This window comes from Bifidobacterium sp. LH_449 (assembly GCF_056356755.1).
In genome coordinates, this window is the sequence record NZ_JBKEUV010000002.1 from 216,846 (window position 1) to 231,607 (window position 14,762).

Consider the following 14,762-nt stretch of genomic DNA (forward strand, 5'->3'; position numbering starts at 1 on the left):
AAGGCCGGGCCGTATGGCTTCATCCATACGGCCCGGCCTTTTCGTCTTTCGTCAGGACGCGTTGCCTTGGCCGAAATCATGAAGAAAGGCTTCGGCCTCCCTGACCAATTGCTCGCATGCAGGCGTGCCCAGAGAGGCGAGCCGTTTCGCTTTTTCGCGCAGATCGTAGTCGCGCTCGATATGCTGCACGTACTGCGCCAGATCGTCGTCGCAGCACGTCAGCACCGACGCACGCTCCTTCCATTGCTCGGCCTTGCGCGGCAGATCACCCAAATCCAATACGACGCCCAATGCGTCGCCCAATCCCTGCAGAAGACGCACGGCGCCTTCGGGGCATTCCTCCGAGTCGAGATACTGCGGCACCGACACCCACATCGTCGTGGTCGCGAATCCCTCCTCGCAGGCCATGACGTCCAATACCGTGGGAATCCCCACCGGCCCCTCATATTCCCTGTCCAGATCGCATTGGCACATGCAATCGGTCACGTCCAACGGCAATGGCCTGGTATGCGGGCAATTCGCGAACATCGAACCCATCGTGACGATGTTGTCGACCTCGAACTCATCGGCGAAGCGCAGACTGGCCCGGCAGTAATCCTCCCATCGGTAGTTCGGCTCCGGGGCGATCTGCACCAGAAGATGCAGATCGGGCGAGACGACGACCTCATAAAACGTCGTCTGCGGCCACAGTATGCGGCGACGGCCCTGTACGCGGCATACCATGGGGCGGGCCGTCTGGTAGTCGTAAAAACCGTCGCGGCGGATATGCCGCACCTCACGCGACTCATAGTGCGACACCAGATGCATCGCAGCCGACGAGGCGCACTGCGCCGCATCGTTCCATCCTTCAAAAGCCGCCACCATGATGGTTTTCGGCTTGCTCACTTGCTCGCTCATAGTTCCAATGTAACGTGCGACGCAGCCTTGGAAGCATCGCTTCGCGCTCGGTGAATCGTTGATTTTCCAACGATTCACCGAGCGTGAAATCATAGGGGGACGGCAGCGGCGAAGATCGCGACACGCCGGATTTGCAAAACCGGGCATCGCGGTTATAGTAGTTACTCGTGCTCAGGCAGCGGCAAGCTGCAGGAAACACACGCGGACATAGCTTAGTTGGTAAAGCGCAACCTTGCCAAGGTTGAGACCGCGGGTTCGAGTCCCGTTGTCCGCTCTAAGGTCCCGAAGAGTTAAACGACCTTTACGGTGGGTTAGCCAAGCGGTTAGGCAGCGGCCTGCAAAGCCGTATAGACGAGTTCGACTCTCGTACCCACCTCTCGGATTGCAGTTTCGGATATTGCATGAAGAAGCCAGCTTTGGGCGGTTGGCGCAGTGGTAGCGCACTTCCCTGACACGGAAGGGGTCACAAGTTCGAATCTTGTATCGCCCACTTGGCATCACATTGATGCCAATATAAATGAATATGGGTGATTGGCGCAGCGGCTAGCGCACTTCCTTCACACGGAAGGGGTCATAGGTTCGATTCCTATATCACCCACTGGAGTCTCGCTTCTCACGGCGAGAGTCCTTTTGCGGACATAGCTTAGTTGGTAAAGCGCAACCTTGCCAAGGTTGAGACCGCGGGTTCGAGTCCCGTTGTCCGCTCCATTTGAAAAGCCTCCCAGACGGGAGGCTTTTTCTTTTTCCCAGGCGGATTCACGCCGCCCCGCCGCACGACGCGGTCCGCATGAAATGTCGCGTCTCGCTTTTATCTTGTGTAATCGTTGATATGAAGTCCAGGCCTGCACATTGGTACCGCGGGCCCCGATAGCAAAGGACAACCATGGCTGAACAAACCATCTCCATCACACTCAACGGCGAAGCGAAGGAGGTGGAATCCAGCCAGACCGGCGTCCAGCTCTTCGCGCAAGACAAGAACATCATCGCCATTCGCCTCAACGGCGAGCCTCGCGATCTGTATACTCCGCTGCATGACGGCGATGTCGTCGAACCGATCGCGCTTGACAGCGAGGACGGCGTGGCCATCATGCGCCACTCCGCCACCCACGTCATGGCGCAGGCCGTGCAGGAGATCCGTCCGGACGCCAAGCTGGGTGTCGGCCCGGTCATCAAGAACGGCTTCTACTACGATTTCGACGTCAAGGACCCGTTCACCCCGGAAGACCTCAAGGAAATCGAAAAGCGCATGCAGCGCATCATCAAATCCTCCCAGTCCTTCCGTCGCCGCACGGTGACCGAGGAGGAGGCCATCGCCGAGGAAGCCGACCAGCCGTACAAGCTGGAGCTTATCCGAGACAAGGAGGCCGCACTCGACCCGGAGGCGGCCACCGAGGTCAGCAAGTCCGAGCTGAGCATGTACGACAACGTCGACCGCGAAGGCAACACGGTCTGGAAGGATCTGTGCCGCGGCCCGCACCTGCCCAACACCCGTTTCATCAAGGCCTTCAAGCTGGAACGCGCGGCCGCCGCATACTGGCGCGGCTCCGAAGCCAATCCGATGCTGCAGCGCATCTACGGCGTGGCGTTCGCCAGCAAGGAGGAGCTGAAGGATTATCAGACCCGCATGGAGGAGGCCGCCAAGCGCGACCACCGCAAGCTGGGCCAGGAAATGGATCTGTTCTCCTTCCCTGACGAGATCGGCCCGGGTCTGGCCGTCTTCCATCCGAAGGGCGCCGCCATCATCAACGCGATGGAGGACTACTCCCGCCAGCTGCATCGTACGCACGGCTATTCCTTCGTGCAGACGCCGCATATCACCAAGGGCCACCTGTACGAGATCTCCGGCCACCTGTCCTGGTACAAGGACGGCATGTACCCGCCGATGCGCATGGATGAGGAGCGCGACGAGAACGGCAACGTCACCAAGCAGGGTTTCGACTATTACCTCAAGCCGATGAACTGCCCGATGCACAACCTGATCTTCAAGTCCCGCCAGCGTTCCTACCGTGAGCTGCCGCTGCGCCTGTTCGAGTTCGGCACGGTCTACCGCTACGAGAAGTCCGGCGTCGTGCACGGACTGACCCGCGTGCGCGGTTTGACGCAGGACGATTCCCACATCTACTGCACCCGCGAGCAGATGAAGGACGAGCTGAAGAACCTGCTGTCCTTCGTGCTGGGCCTGCTCAAGGACTTCGGCCTCAACGACTTCTACCTGGAGCTTTCCACCAAGGACGAGCACAAGTTCGTCGGCTCCGATGAAATCTGGGAGGAAGCCACCAACACGCTGGCCGAAGTCGCCAAGGACTCCGGTCTTGAACTCGTGGACGATCCGGGCGGAGCGGCCTTCTATGGTCCGAAGATCTCCGTGCAGGCCCGTGACGCCATCGGACGCACCTGGCAGGTGTCCACGATTCAGCTGGACTTCAACCTGCCAGAGCGCTTCGGACTGGAATACATCGCAGCCGACGGCACGCATCAGCGTCCGGTGATGATCCACCGCGCGCTGTTCGGCTCCATCGAGCGTTTCTTCGCGATTCTGCTCGAACACTATGCCGGTGCGTTCCCGGCATGGCTGGCCCCGGTGCAGGTGCTCGGCGTTCCGGTCGCCGATGAATTCGCCCCGCACCTCGAATCCTTCGTCAAGGATCTGGAAGCCGACATGGTGCGTTGCGAAATCGATTCCTCCGACGACCGCTTCGGCAAGAAGATCCGTAACGCCTCCAAGTCGAAGGTGCCGTTCATCCTCATCGTCGGCGAAGAGGACATGAACAACGACGCGGTCAGCTTCCGTTTCCGTGACGGCAGCCAGCTCAACGGCGTTCCGGTCGAACAGGCCAAGGAATGGATTCTGCGTTCCATCGAGAATCATGCTTTGGTCAACAGCGCCGACGACTTCAAGGCCGCCACCGGTCAGGAATGATCCGCTGAAGGATGAAACGGTATGAAAGGGAGAATCCTCCACGGGGATTCTCCCTTTCATGTATCGCAATGTACCGAAGCGCACGCGCCGCATATCGGAATGCCGGCGAGACCATTCGAACGGCTGCGTTGCCATGTGTGCGCTTATCATATGCAATATAAAGGAGCGTCTCTATGAACGACGAACAACCGCGTATCGATGACCCGGCCGGTTTCCCGCCGCAGGAGGATACCGTCGAGCGCCTGTGGACGCCGCAGCGCATGACCTACGTGCTGCGTAATTCCGAAGACCGGCCGACGAAGCCGAAGACGAAGGAATGCCCGTTCTGCGCCGGACCCCGGAAATCCGATGAGGACGGCCTGATCGCCTGGCGCGGCACCTACGTGTTCGCCATCATGAATCTGTATCCGTACAACGTCGGCCATCTGATGATATGCCCGTACCGTCATGTCGGCATGATCACCGAGTTTGACGACGCGGAGCTGTTCGAATTCGAAAAGGCGACGACGCTGGCGATGACGGTGATGCGCGACGTGTCGCATCCCGACGGCTACAACATCGGCATCAATCAGGGCGAGGTCGCGGGCGCCGGCGTCGCCGCGCATCTGCACCAGCATGTGGTGCCGCGCTGGAACGGCGACGCCAATTTCATGCCGATCGTCGCGCAGACCCGTACGATGCCGGTTCTGCTGTCCGACCAGCGTGCCGCGTACGCCGAAGCGTTCACGCGCCTGGCGCCGTCATTCGCGTTGCCTTCGGAGCGATCCGCACAGTAGGGGAGCGATGATGCTGGAACGTTTTCGTTCGGGTTGGAAACGCATTATCAATCCGATCGCGGTATTGTGCGTTCGCCTGTCGATCAGCGCCGATACGGTGACGGTCGTCGGTTCGCTGCTGACGATCGTCGTCGCCGTCGTCACCGGCATTACCGGCTGGATGTTCGCCGGGGCTTTTGTGCTGACCATTCTCGTGCTGTTCGATTCGTTGGACGGTTCGGTCGCGGCGTTGACGAACGGCGGCACGAAATTCGGCGCCTTTCTGGATTCCACATTGGACCGCATCGCCGATTGGGCGCTGCTGGTCGCGGTGATCCTGTTTTTCGTACTGCACGCCGACTGGTGGCATGACGCGTCCGATCCCTCCAACGACTATGTCGCGATGATCGGCATGGGCGCCGCGCTGGTATCGATCATGACATCGTTCGTGACCTCGTATGCCCGCGCACGCGCCGAATCCGTCGGATACGAGGTGAAGGTCGGCGTCGCCACGCGCGCCGACAGGCTCGCCATCATTCTGATCGGCATGGCCGTCACGGGATTGGCCCATCATGGCGTCTGGCTGTGCATCGCGATGGTGCTGCTTGCCGTACTCGGCGTCGTCACGGTATGCCAGCGCGTCGCCGCGGCATACCGCCTGATGAGGCAGGATCGATAGCGTCCGTCCAAGCCATCCGCGCCGCCGGTATTCGGCCGTTTTGCGGCTTTTGTCTGCAAACCGCTCTAAAATCATGTCGTTTGTCTTATCCGTCTAACCTGATCGGAGCAATATGTCAGGGCATTCCAAGTGGGCGACCACCAAGCACAAGAAGGCCGCCATCGACGCCAAGCGCGGCAAGCTGTTCGCCAAGCTGATCAAGAACATCGAAATCGCGGCCCGTATGGGCGGCGGCGACCCGGACGGCAACCCGTCCCTCGCCGATGCGATCTACAAGGCCAAGAAGTCCTCCATGCCGGCCGACAACATCAAGCGCGCCGTCAAGCGTGGCTCCGGTGAGGAAGCCGGCGGCGCCAACTACGAAGACATCGTGTACGAGGGCTACGCTCCGGCCGGCGTCGGTCTGATCATCGAATGCCTGACCGACAACCGCAACCGCGCCGCCGCCGACGTGCGCTCCACCCTGGGCAAGGGCGGCGGATCCCTGGCCACCACCGGTTCCGTGAGCTTCAATTTCGAACGCAAGGGCCAGATCGCGATCCCGTCCGAAGGCGTTGATTTCGATGACCTGTTCGAAAAGGCCGCCGAAGCCGGCGCCGAAGACGTGCAGGACGAGGGCGAGATGTTCGTCGTCGTCACGGACCCGTCCGACATGCACACCGTTCGTCAGGCCCTGCTGGACGCCGGTTTCGAATACGATTCCGCCGATCTGGTGATGGCCCCGAAGACCGAGATCGAGCTGGGTCTGGAAGACGCCCGCAAGGTGTCCCGCCTGATCGACAACCTCGACGATCTCGACGACGTGCAGAACATCTACTCCAACTGGACCGCTTCCGACGAAGTCATGGCCCAGCTTGACGAGGAGTAATCAAGCGTGATTATTCTTGGCGTCGACCCCGGGCTGACTCGCTGCGGGGTCGGCGTGATCGAAGCCGGCGCATACCGCCGGCTTTCTTTCGTTCATGTGGATGTCGTCCGTTCCGATCCGAAAATGTCGCAGGATCTTCGGCTTCTGGCCATCTACGACGGCCTTGCGGAAAAGATCGAACGCTTCTGCCCGGATGCGGTATCCATCGAACGGGTGTTCGCCCAGGAGAACCGCAATACGGTGTTGGGAACGGCGCAGGCGGCCGGCGTGGCGATGCTCGCCGCGGCGCAACGCGGCATCCCCGTGGCGTTGCATACGCCGACCGAGTCGAAGATGGCCATCACCGGCAACGGGCATGCCGACAAGCCGCAGATGGAACGCATGGTGGCACGAATTCTTGGTTTGAACACCATTCCGACGCCCGCGGACGCCGCCGACGCCCTGGCCGTCGCGATTTGCCATGCGCTGCGTCCTGCCGGCGCCTTGCAGGGCGGGGAGCGCGAACAGCATCTGACCGCGGCGCAACGCCAATGGGCGAAGGCCGCGCAACAGGCCGCGCATCGTTCAGGGGTCCGCAGAGGCATGTAGACTATCGAACAGATGTTCTATTCGATGGTCTGATGGCGACAGGGGAGTGACGATCATGATCGGAATGCTGACCGGCCGAGTCGAATCGGTCGACGCGACGGCCGCCCTGATTGATGTGGGCGGCGTTGGGTATGAGGTGCGCATGCCCTCGGCGGATTTATCGGCCATTCACGCGGGGCAGGAGCATCGCATCCACACTTCGTTGTCGGTTTCCCAGGACGCCGTGACGCTGTTCGGCTTTCTGTCCCCGGCTTCGAAGCGCATGTTCCTTCGTCTGCAGAAGGTCAACGGAGTCGGCCCCAAGGTCGCGCTGTCTCTGCTCTCGGTGTTGCCGGCCGACCGTCTGGCCAAGGCGATCGCCGACGGCGACGCGAAGGCTTTGACGAAGGCTCCGGGACTGGGCAATAAGGGCGCGCAGAAGATCATTCTTGAGCTCAAGGGCTCGATCGACCTTGAACAGCTGAACGAGGATCCGGCCGGTACGCCGACGCAGGATACCGGCGCGCAGCAGGTGATCGAGGGACTGATGTCCCTTGGCTGGAGCCAGCAGGACGCTCATCACGCATTGGAGAGCGTGCGCGCCGAACGGGGATTCGACGGGCCTCTGCGCGCTCAGGACGTGCCCGACGTGCTTCGTCTTGCGTTGGCGTCCCTTGATCGAGGTAGGTGATCGGCCCCATCATGGCCAACGAAACAACGATTTCGAAGAATTCCGGCGCCAACGAGGAATCGCTGCGCATGGTCTCCGCGGCACCGATCGCGGGTGAGCCCGTCAGCGACGAAGAGCTGCGCCCTCACGTCCTGGATGGCTTTATCGGGCAGCCTCTGCTGAAAGCCCAGCTGCAGCTGTTCCTGGACGCCGCACGCAAACGCGAAGTGCCGCCGGACCACATCCTGCTTGCCGGCCCTCCGGGCTTGGGCAAAACCACGTTGGCGATGATCGTCGCCAACGAGCTCGGAGTGCCGATTCGCGTCACTTCGGGACCGGCCATTCAGCATGCGGGGGATCTGGCTTCGATACTCAGCTCGCTGGACGCCGGCGAAGTGCTGTTCATCGATGAGATCCACCGTCTGCCGCGCGCTGCCGAAGAACTGCTGTATATCGCGATGGAGGATTTCCGCGTCGACGTGATGGTCGGCAAGGGACCGGGAGCCTCATCCATTCCGCTGACCCTGCCTCGTTTCACCGTCATCGGCGCGACGACGAGGGAGGGCATGCTGCCTTCCCCGTTGCGCGCACGGTTCGGATTCACCGCCCATCTGGACTTCTACCCGCGCGAGGAGCTCGAAAAGCTCATCGAACGCTCCGCGGCGGTCCTCGGGCTTCTTTTGCGGGAAGGGGCGGCATCGCAGCTGGCGATGCGTTCCCGAGGCACACCGCGCATCGCCAACCGCCTGCTGCGGCGCGTGCGGGATTGGGCCGTCGTCCACGATCTGGATTCGGTATCCGCCGAAGCCGTCAAAGAGGCGCTGGCTCTGTATCAGATCGATACGGAGGGCCTGGACCGCCTCGACATCGCCGTGCTGACGGCGATCACCACCAATTTCAACGGCGGGCCGGTCGGGCTGAACAATCTCGCCGCCATGGTGGGGGAGGAATCCGAAACCGTTGAGACCGTGTGCGAACCGTATCTGGTACGCGAGGGCTTCCTGATCCGTACGCCCAAAGGACGCGTCGCCACGCCGAAGGCGTGGTCGCATCTCGGCCTCCAACCTGAGAACAATTCTCAATAAGATGTCAGGCGGATATCATAAAATCATGCGGTTGGGCAAACGGCCCACGCAGCATCCGATCGGCAAAAGGAGAACCCCGGTATGGAAATAATGATCATCATGATCGTCGTCATGATCGGCATGATGTGGTGGCAGTCCCGTTCCGCGAAAAAGCAGCAGGCAGAGAAGAAGAACTTCCGCGCCAGCCTCCAGCCGGGAACCCAGATCATCACCATCGGCGGCATCATCGGTACGGTGGTTTCCGTGGATACCGAATACGAGGAGATCGTCATCGATTCCGAAGGCTCGCTGCTTCGCTTCGGCTTCAACGCCATCAGCCGCGAATACACGCGCCCTGCCTACATCCATGACGACGAGGTGGACGAGAACGGCAATCCGCTGCCGCAGGATTCCGACGGCGACGCCCAGGTTCCGATGGAGGAGGTCATCGAAGCCGAACCGCTGGACAACGACACCGTCCCGCAGGACAACGACGCCGACGAGTCCGCCGAAGAAAACAAGTGACATATGGATGCGCTCGATACGAGCGCATCCGTTTTTTGTCACCGCGCGACGACGTTTCGAACACGAAGCACCCGAACATCACAATCAAAGGATTTAGCAGCACCATGACGCAAGCGGACATCATCCCCGCCGATCTGAACAAAATAGCGCCTCAGGACGCCCAATATCTGGTTTCCTTAATCCGTTCGATTCCGGGTTTCCCCAAAGAAGGCATCATTTTCCGCGACTTCATGCCGGTCCTGGCCGATGCGCGCGCGCTCGGCATCCTCATGGAGGCTCTGGAAGCCGCGCTGCCTGTGCCGGCGGACTCCTTTGACGCCATCGCCGGCCTGGAGGCGCGGGGATTCCTGTTCGGCCCCGCTCTCGCCGCACACCTCGGCAAAGGATTCATCGCGGTCCGCAAAGCGGGCAAGCTGCCTCCTCCGACGGTCGGAGAGTCCTATGATCTCGAATACGGACAGGCGACGGTCGAAATCGAGGTCAAGGCGGTGCATGAGGGATCGCGCATTCTCATCGTCGACGATCTGATCGCGACGGGAGGCACCGCCAAGGCCGCCGCGAATCTCATCGAACGTTGCGGAGGCACCGTCGTCGGCTTCAGCTTCGTCATGGAACTGCTCGGCATCAATGGCATCGCCTCCCTTGGCGACTACCCGGCCAGCCGTCTCATCACCATGCCGGCCTGATCGATTTTCAAAGCCATAACGGTTTTCATTGCATAGGGAGTCCAATATGGATCTTTACGAATATCAAGCGCGTGAACTGCTTGAAGAGCAGTCGATTGACGTTCCGAAAGCGATTTTCGCCGAAAACTCTCATGAAGTCGCCGAAGCGGCGGATGCGCTCGGCTATCCGTGCGTGATCAAGGCACAGGTGAAGATCGGGCATCGCGGTCAGGCAGGTGGCGTGAAAATCGCCAGAACACGCGACGAGGCCATCCTGCTTTCCGAACAGATCTTTCCGATGACCATCCGCGGCCACAAGGTCAACGGCGTGCTGGTCGCCGAAGCGAAGAACATCCTGCACGAATACTACGTCTCCATCTCCGTGGACCGCTCCTCGCGCGATTACGATGTGCTCGCCACAGCGGCAGGCGGCACCGAAGTCGAAGAAGTGGCGCATGAGCATCCCGAAATGGTCAAGCGTCTGCATATCGACCCGCTCGGCGACTTCGGCATCGAAGAGGCGCGCCGCATGGCCCAGGACATCGGCTTCTATCACGCCGACGTCGAGCAGGCCGCGGAAGTCCTGCTGAAAATGTGGCGCTGCTTCATCGAAAACGATGCGACATTGGTGGAGATCAATCCGCTTGCCAAAATCGGCGATCCGGATGACGAATCCTCGAAGTCGCTGTGCGCATTGGACGCGAAGATTTCATTGGACGGCAATGCCGCGTTCCGTCACGACGGATGGGCACGTTTCGACGACCCGATCGCATCGGACCCGTTCGAACAGAAGGCACGCGAATTCGGATTGCACTATGTGCATCTGGTCGGCGAAGTCGGCGTCATCGGAAACGGCGCCGGACTGGTGATGAGCTCCCTTGACGCCGTTTCCGACGCCGGACAAGACCAGGGAACGGGCGTCAAGCCGGCGAACTTCCTTGATATCGGCGGCGGCGCTTCGGCGCAGGTCATGGACACCAGTCTGACGATCGTGATGTCCGACCCTCAGGTCCGCTCGGTGTTCATCAACGTCTACGGCGGTATCACCGCATGCGACGAGGTCGCCAAGGGCATTCTTGAAGCGCTGGACAATCTCAACGCGAACAAGCCCATTGTCGTGCGTTTCGACGGCAACGCGGCGACGGAGGGCCTGAACATTCTGACACAGTCGAAGAATCCGAATGTGCGGGTTGCACGAACCATGGAGGAAGCGGCTCAGGAAGCCGCACGTCTTGCCGCGATCGGCATGGAAGGACGCTGAACATCATGACCGTGTTCATTGAAGATGATGCTCCTGTTATCGTTCAGGGCATGACAGGCCATCAGGGCATGACCCATACCGCACGCATGCTCAAGGCCGGCACCAATATCGTGGGAGGCGTCAATCCGCGAAAGGCCGGCACCTCGATCGATTTCGAGGGAATGGACGGCAAGACCCGTTCCGTTCCGGTCTATGCGACGTGCCAGGACGCTCGCGAAGCCACCGGCGCCGTCGCCAGCGTCGTCTTCGTTCCGCCGCGATTCGCGAAAGACGCCATAATCGAAGCGATCGAAGCCGGACTGCAGACCATTGTGGTCATCACCGAAGGCATTCCCGTCGTCGACAGCGCGTATTGCGTGGCCCTTGCCCGCAGCAGGGGGGTGCGCATCGTCGGACCGAATTGCCCCGGCCTGCTCACGACGACGGCCTCCGACATGACGCATGGCGTCAATCTCGGCATCATTCCGGACGGGATCGTGGGCCACGGCCCTCTCGGCCTGGTTTCGAAATCAGGAACGCTGACGTATCAGCTGATGGGAGAATTGTCGGACATCGGATTCACCGCATGTCTCGGCGCCGGCGGCGACCCGATCGTCGGAACCACGCTGCAGGAGGCCTTGGAGGCATTCGAAAACGACGATGCGACCAAGGCCGTGGTCATGATCGGCGAAATCGGCGGCAGCGCCGAACAAGAGGCTGCGCAGTGGGCCGCAGAGCATATGACCAAGCCCGTCATCGCCTATATCGCGGGATTCACCGCTCCGGAAGGCAAGCAGATGGGCCATGCCGGGGCGATCGTTTCCGGCGGGAAGGGAACGGCGCAAGACAAAAAGGATGCGCTTGAGGCGGTAGGCATCCGTGTCGGAGCGACCCCGGGCCAGACTGCGCAATACATGCGTGAGGTTCTTGCCTCGTTGCCGCTATGACAGTCACCCGCTTCAAACATTGGATCACGGGCGCCATCATCGCCGCGATCACGGCACTGGCCTATATCGCGGCGATGTGGTGTTTCATTTCCTTGCTTCTTCTGGTCGTTTCCATGGAGGAAGGCGGGGACAATCTTTCCTCCTTCGCGATCCCGCTGACCCAGTCCGTGATGCTGCTCAGCCAAGGTGCGGGCCTCCACACCGGATCCGTGACGCTGACCATCATCCCGCTGTCGTTGACGCTGCTGCTCATCGGCGCGATACGCGCGATGGCACTGCGTTTCGACACCGATTGGCGGGCGTATCTCAGCGGCATTGCGGTTTGGAACATCATCACCATCGCAATGCGGAACAATACGGCGGCGCCCCTGATCGATGGGCCATGGATGGTCCATGCAAAGACATCGCTGGTATTCACCATCGGGTTCCTTTTGGCCGCATTGCGCTCACAAGCCGTTCACGATGCCATGGACCGCATGGCGCATCACATATCCGAAAGGTTGCGGAAAGCCCTGATCTGCGGCATCACGATCGCCGTGGTTCTCCAAACCGTCTATCTCGTTATCGGACTGATAACCGTACTGGTTTGGATCGGCGCCGGATGGTCATCGGTGACGGAGATTTTCGACCTCGCCGGCATGCAGACCGGATCGTCCGTCCTCGCTTCGATCGCGTCACTGGCCTGGCTGCCGAATATCGTTTTATGGGCACTCGCATGGCTGTTCGGAAGCGGATTCTCCATCGGTCAGGCGGCCTCATACAGCCTTTGGTCCGAATACGTGGATGTTTTGCCGCCGATCCCCGCCTTCGGCATTTTCCCCGACGCTTTGCACAACGATCTCGTCCGGATGCTGTTCGTCTCCATACCCATCATCTGCGCGGTGGTGTGCGGCATCGCGGCCATTTTCATGAAACGTGGGTTCGGACTGCGTATACCGGCACCCGCCCAGCCACATCCCGACTATAAGTCGCTGATATTCGCATTCGCATATCCCGCCGGCGCGTTCTGCCTGGCCAGCGCGATGATTTCCGTGTGCGCGAGTCTGCTGTTCGCCTTATCGAACGGTTCGCTCGGCGTCGAAAGGCTTTCCCGCATCGGCGTTGACGTCATCGCCGCCACGCGCCGCGTCGGACAGCCGACCGCATTGGGACTGATCTTCGCCTGGATGATCGCCGCGATTGGCGTCGCGGCGGTTTTCGGGATACGCTGGATTTCCAGACGTGTTCGCACGCGGCATGACGCCTCCGGCGCGCAGCCATCAACCGTCGACGAAGCGGCCGCATCCCCACGCGTAGCGGCTTCGACCCCACAACAAAAGGAGGAACAGGGTGACAACAACGAATCGTCCAATACGACGAGCTCTGGTATCGGTCTTCCATAAGGAAGGCATCGAAGTGCTTGCCGAAGCCTTCAGGCAGGCTGGCACCGAAGTGGTGTCCACCGGCTCCACGGCCAAGAAGCTTGCGGAGCTTGGCGTGCAGGTCATCGAGGTTTCCGAGGTGACCGGTTTCCCGGAGAGCCTCGACGGACGCGTCAAGACCCTTGACCCGCATATCCATGCCGGCATTCTGGCCGACATGACCAACGAGGACCACGCCCGCCAGCTTGAAGAGCTCGGCATCAAGCCGTTCGATTTGGTCGTCGTCAATCTGTACCCGTTCGCCGACACCGTCCGCTCCGGAGCCAACGAAGCCGACACCATCGAAAAGATCGATATCGGCGGCCCGTCCATGGTCCGCGGCGCCGCAAAGAACAGCGCCACCGTCGCCATCGTCACCGATCCGGCCGATTATGCGCTGGTGGCAAAGCGCGTGGCCGACGGCACCGGTTTCTCCCTTGAAGAACGTCGCTGGCTTGCGGCGAAGGCCTACGCCCATACCGCGGCCTACGATGCCACGATCAGTGAATGGACGTCCAAGCATTGGCCGAAGCCGGCCTCGGTCGTATCCGCCGATGCCGAAACGGAAACGGTCGTCGATGAGGCGAAGTTCCCGGCTGCGTTCACCCGCACATGGGACCGTGCGAATGTTCTGCGCTATGGAGAGAATCCGCATCAGCAGGCGGCTCTGTATCTCGATCCGCTGAACAGGGGCGGCTTCGCCCATGCCGAGCAGCTGGGCGGCAAGCCGATGAGCTACAACAATTACGTCGATGCAGACGCCGCATGGCGTGCAGTGTGGGATTTCGCGCCGAAGATCGCGGTGGCTGTGGTCAAGCACAACAACCCGTGCGGTCTGGCAGTCGGTGATACCGCGGCGGAAGCGCACAAGAAGGCACACGCCTGCGATCCGATGAGCGCCTACGGCGGCGTGATCGCATGCAACACGACCGTCACGCTCGACATGGCCGAAAGCATCCGCCCGATTTTCACCGAAGTCATTGTGGCTCCGGATTACGAGCCGACGGCGCTCGAGCTGCTGCAGACCAAGAAGAAGAATCTGCGCATCCTCAAGGTGAGCGAGCCGCCGACGGCCAGGACGCAGTTCCGCCAGATCGACGGTGGATTGCTGGTGCAGTCCACCGATCTGATCGACGCGGTCGGCGACGATCCGGATGCGTGGAAGCTGGTTTCCGGCGAGCCTGCCGACGAGCAGACCCTGAACGATCTGCTGTTCGCATGGCGTGCGGTTCGATGCGTGAAGTCCAATGCGATCCTTATCGCGCATGACCAGGCCACGGTCGGCATCGGCATGGGCCAGGTCAATCGCGTGGATTCGGCCAACCTGTCCGTCGAACGCGCCAACACGCTGGCCGAGGGAGCGAACCGCACCAATGGCGCGGTTGCGGCTTCCGACGCGTTCTTCCCGTTCGCCGACGGCGCCCAGATCCTGATCGACGCCGGAGTGAAGGCCATCGTTCAGCCTGGCGGTTCGATTCGCGACGAGGAAGTGTTCGAGGCTGCGCGCAAGGCCGGCGTCACGATGTACGTGACCGGCACGCGTCACTTCTTCCACTAAACAGCGC

Annotated in this window: 14 protein-coding genes and 5 tRNA genes; 18 read left to right on the plus strand and 1 reads right to left on the minus strand. The window is 61.0% G+C overall.

The window, feature by feature from the left end; translation table 11 throughout:
• Positions 1 to 51: 51 nt before the first annotated feature.
• Entirely contained in the window at positions 52 to 897 is an 846-nt protein-coding gene (locus tag AC1AX7_RS02680) for a PAC2 family protein (protein WP_476508567.1), read from the minus strand.
• A gap of 201 nt (positions 898 to 1,098) precedes the next feature.
• Here AC1AX7_RS02680 and AC1AX7_RS02685 point away from each other — a divergent pair.
• The 18 genes from AC1AX7_RS02685 to purH all read left to right on the plus strand — a co-directional run bounded on the left by AC1AX7_RS02685 (position 1,099) and on the right by purH (position 14,755).
• Positions 1,099 to 1,171: transfer RNA gene (locus tag AC1AX7_RS02685), tRNA-Gly, on the plus strand.
• 31 nt (positions 1,172 to 1,202) lie between these two features.
• A tRNA-Cys gene (locus AC1AX7_RS02690) sits at positions 1,203 to 1,273 on the plus strand.
• A gap of 42 nt (positions 1,274 to 1,315) precedes the next feature.
• Positions 1,316 to 1,387 (plus strand) — tRNA-Val (locus AC1AX7_RS02695).
• A gap of 35 nt (positions 1,388 to 1,422) precedes the next feature.
• Positions 1,423 to 1,495 (plus strand) — tRNA-Val (locus tag AC1AX7_RS02700).
• A 34-nt stretch (positions 1,496 to 1,529) separates the two neighbouring features.
• Positions 1,530 to 1,605: transfer RNA gene (locus AC1AX7_RS02705), tRNA-Gly, on the plus strand.
• A 175-nt stretch (positions 1,606 to 1,780) separates the two neighbouring features.
• Positions 1,781 to 3,817, plus strand: a complete 2,037-nt coding sequence (gene thrS / locus AC1AX7_RS02710) for a threonine--tRNA ligase (protein WP_476508568.1) — start codon at positions 1,781 to 1,783, stop codon at positions 3,815 to 3,817.
• A 173-nt stretch (positions 3,818 to 3,990) separates the two neighbouring features.
• Positions 3,991 to 4,593 carry an HIT family protein gene (locus tag AC1AX7_RS02715; RefSeq protein WP_476508569.1) on the plus strand — a complete coding sequence of 201 codons (603 nt, stop codon included), beginning with the start codon at positions 3,991 to 3,993 and terminating at the stop codon, positions 4,591 to 4,593.
• 10 nt (positions 4,594 to 4,603) lie between these two features.
• Positions 4,604 to 5,251 carry a phosphatidylinositol phosphate synthase gene (gene pgsA / locus AC1AX7_RS02720; protein WP_476508570.1) on the plus strand — a complete coding sequence of 216 codons (648 nt, stop codon included), beginning with the start codon at positions 4,604 to 4,606 and terminating at the stop codon, positions 5,249 to 5,251.
• 112 nt (positions 5,252 to 5,363) lie between these two features.
• The gene (locus AC1AX7_RS02725; protein ID WP_476508571.1) at positions 5,364 to 6,119 is read left to right on the plus strand and encodes a YebC/PmpR family DNA-binding transcriptional regulator; all 756 of its coding nucleotides are present in this window, start codon (positions 5,364 to 5,366) and stop codon (positions 6,117 to 6,119) included.
• Between the two features lie 6 nt (positions 6,120 to 6,125).
• Positions 6,126 to 6,707: a crossover junction endodeoxyribonuclease RuvC gene (gene ruvC / locus AC1AX7_RS02730; RefSeq protein WP_476508572.1), complete on the plus strand. Its 582-nt coding sequence runs from the start codon at positions 6,126 to 6,128 to the stop codon at positions 6,705 to 6,707.
• A gap of 55 nt (positions 6,708 to 6,762) precedes the next feature.
• Positions 6,763 to 7,377 (plus strand): Holliday junction branch migration protein RuvA, encoded by a 615-nt coding sequence (gene ruvA / locus AC1AX7_RS02735; protein WP_476508685.1) that lies wholly within the window; start codon positions 6,763 to 6,765, stop codon positions 7,375 to 7,377.
• A gap of 11 nt (positions 7,378 to 7,388) precedes the next feature.
• On the plus strand, positions 7,389 to 8,441 hold the full coding sequence (gene ruvB / locus AC1AX7_RS02740; protein ID WP_476508573.1) for a Holliday junction branch migration DNA helicase RuvB: 1,053 nt from the start codon (positions 7,389 to 7,391) through the stop codon (positions 8,439 to 8,441).
• An 81-nt stretch (positions 8,442 to 8,522) separates the two neighbouring features.
• Positions 8,523 to 8,945, plus strand: a complete 423-nt coding sequence (gene yajC / locus AC1AX7_RS02745; RefSeq protein WP_476508574.1) for a preprotein translocase subunit YajC — start codon at positions 8,523 to 8,525, stop codon at positions 8,943 to 8,945.
• A gap of 104 nt (positions 8,946 to 9,049) precedes the next feature.
• Positions 9,050 to 9,631: an adenine phosphoribosyltransferase gene (locus AC1AX7_RS02750; RefSeq protein WP_476508575.1), complete on the plus strand. Its 582-nt coding sequence runs from the start codon at positions 9,050 to 9,052 to the stop codon at positions 9,629 to 9,631.
• Between the two features lie 46 nt (positions 9,632 to 9,677).
• Positions 9,678 to 10,871 (plus strand): ADP-forming succinate--CoA ligase subunit beta, encoded by a 1,194-nt coding sequence (sucC, locus tag AC1AX7_RS02755; RefSeq protein ID WP_476508576.1) that lies wholly within the window; start codon positions 9,678 to 9,680, stop codon positions 10,869 to 10,871.
• Positions 10,872 to 10,876: 5 nt separating this feature from the next.
• A complete protein-coding gene (gene sucD / locus AC1AX7_RS02760; RefSeq protein WP_476508577.1) occupies positions 10,877 to 11,797 on the plus strand; it encodes a succinate--CoA ligase subunit alpha in 921 nt (306 codons plus the stop codon).
• A complete protein-coding gene (locus tag AC1AX7_RS02765) occupies positions 11,794 to 13,179 on the plus strand; it encodes a cell division protein PerM (RefSeq protein WP_476508578.1) in 1,386 nt (461 codons plus the stop codon). Before sucD ends, AC1AX7_RS02765 begins: the two co-directional genes overlap by 4 nt.
• Positions 13,127 to 14,755, plus strand: coding sequence for a bifunctional phosphoribosylaminoimidazolecarboxamide formyltransferase/IMP cyclohydrolase (gene purH / locus AC1AX7_RS02770; RefSeq protein WP_476508579.1), 1,629 nt, complete (start codon positions 13,127 to 13,129; stop codon positions 14,753 to 14,755). The genes AC1AX7_RS02765 and purH overlap by 53 nt, the downstream gene beginning before the upstream one ends.
• The last annotated feature ends 7 nt before the right edge of the window (positions 14,756 to 14,762 follow it).

Coding starts and splice junctions, on each gene's coding strand:
- AC1AX7_RS02725 (WP_476508571.1), top strand. CDS start 5,364: ATGTCAGGGCATTCCAAGTGGGCGACCACCAAGCACAAGAAGGCCGCC.
- AC1AX7_RS02680 (WP_476508567.1), bottom strand. CDS start 897: ATGAGCGAGCAAGTGAGCAAGCCGAAAACCATCATGGTGGCGGCTTTT.
- sucC (WP_476508576.1), top strand. CDS start 9,678: ATGGATCTTTACGAATATCAAGCGCGTGAACTGCTTGAAGAGCAGTCG.
- AC1AX7_RS02765 (WP_476508578.1), top strand. CDS start 11,794: ATGACAGTCACCCGCTTCAAACATTGGATCACGGGCGCCATCATCGCC.
- ruvA (WP_476508685.1), top strand. CDS start 6,763: ATGATCGGAATGCTGACCGGCCGAGTCGAATCGGTCGACGCGACGGCC.
- yajC (WP_476508574.1), top strand. CDS start 8,523: ATGGAAATAATGATCATCATGATCGTCGTCATGATCGGCATGATGTGG.
- sucD (WP_476508577.1), top strand. CDS start 10,877: ATGACCGTGTTCATTGAAGATGATGCTCCTGTTATCGTTCAGGGCATG.
- thrS (WP_476508568.1), top strand. CDS start 1,781: ATGGCTGAACAAACCATCTCCATCACACTCAACGGCGAAGCGAAGGAG.
- ruvB (WP_476508573.1), top strand. CDS start 7,389: ATGGCCAACGAAACAACGATTTCGAAGAATTCCGGCGCCAACGAGGAA.
- AC1AX7_RS02715 (WP_476508569.1), top strand. CDS start 3,991: ATGAACGACGAACAACCGCGTATCGATGACCCGGCCGGTTTCCCGCCG.
- pgsA (WP_476508570.1), top strand. CDS start 4,604: ATGCTGGAACGTTTTCGTTCGGGTTGGAAACGCATTATCAATCCGATC.
- AC1AX7_RS02750 (WP_476508575.1), top strand. CDS start 9,050: ATGACGCAAGCGGACATCATCCCCGCCGATCTGAACAAAATAGCGCCT.